This window comes from Mesorhizobium sp. M5C.F.Ca.IN.020.32.2.1 (assembly GCF_004023105.1).
Lineage (GTDB): Bacteria > Pseudomonadota > Alphaproteobacteria > Rhizobiales > Rhizobiaceae > Mesorhizobium > Mesorhizobium wenxiniae.
In genome coordinates, this window is record NZ_RZSX01001403.1 from 1 (window position 1) to 935 (window position 935).

Sequence of the window (935 nt, forward strand, 5' to 3'; positions counted from 1 at the left end):
AGCGTCTGCAACGAACGGGTTTCGTCGCCGACCTCACCGACAGCGGCGCGGCCCTCATATTCGTCGAGCAGCGCCCGAAAACGCTTGAGGAAAGCGAGGTTTTCGGGCTGCGTCTTGTCGAACAAATGCTCCTGATAGAGGTAGGGATTGGTTTCGGTGTTCGTGCCGGCGACGCTCGACGCAAGGGGCGGGTTGCTGCGCAGCCAGCGGTCATGGACATAGTAGTTGACCGTATCGAGCCGAAACCCGTCGACGCCGCGCTCCAGCCAAAACCGCACCGTCTCCAGCAGGGCGTCCTGAACCTCCGGATTGTGGAAATTGAGGTCCGGCTGCGAGGCGAGGAAATTGTGCATGTAGTATTGTCTGCGGGTCGCGTCCCACTCCCAGGCGGGGCCGCCGAAGACCGACAGCCAGTTGTTGGGCGCGCTGCCGTCAGGACTCGGATCGGCCCAGACATACCAGTCCGCCCTAGGGTTATCGCGGCTCGCGCGGCTTTCGACGAACCATTCGTGCCGGTCGGACGAATGCGACAGGACCTGGTCGATAATGACTTTCAGGCCGAGACGGTGCGCCTCGGCGACCACCGCCTCGAAATCCTCTGATGTGCCGAACATCGGATCGACGGCTGTATGGTCGGACACGTCGTAACCCATATCGGCCATCGGCGACTTGAAGAAGGGCGACAGCCAGACGGCGTCGACGCCAAGCGATGCGACATGAGCCAGCCTTGAGGCAATGCCGCGCAGATCGCCACTGCCGTCCCCTGTCGTGTCCTGGAAGGAGCGCGGGTAGATCTGGTAGATGACGCAGCCGCGCCACCACTCGGCGTTGTCATTTGCCACCGCCGTTCTCCTTTATCTGAGCCTGCGCGGCCTTGTGTTCGATCATAAAACTCACCGTTCGCCCCGGCACCGGCCGTGAAACTCCTGCTGCGC

1 protein-coding gene is annotated in these 935 nt (G+C 62.4%); it reads right to left on the reverse strand.

Translation table 11 applies throughout. The features are described from left to right. A partial coding sequence (locus tag EOA86_RS36350) for an alpha-amylase family glycosyl hydrolase (RefSeq protein WP_245497499.1) occupies positions 1-842 on the reverse strand: 842 nt, incomplete at its 3' end. Positions 843-935 lie beyond the last annotated feature (93 nt).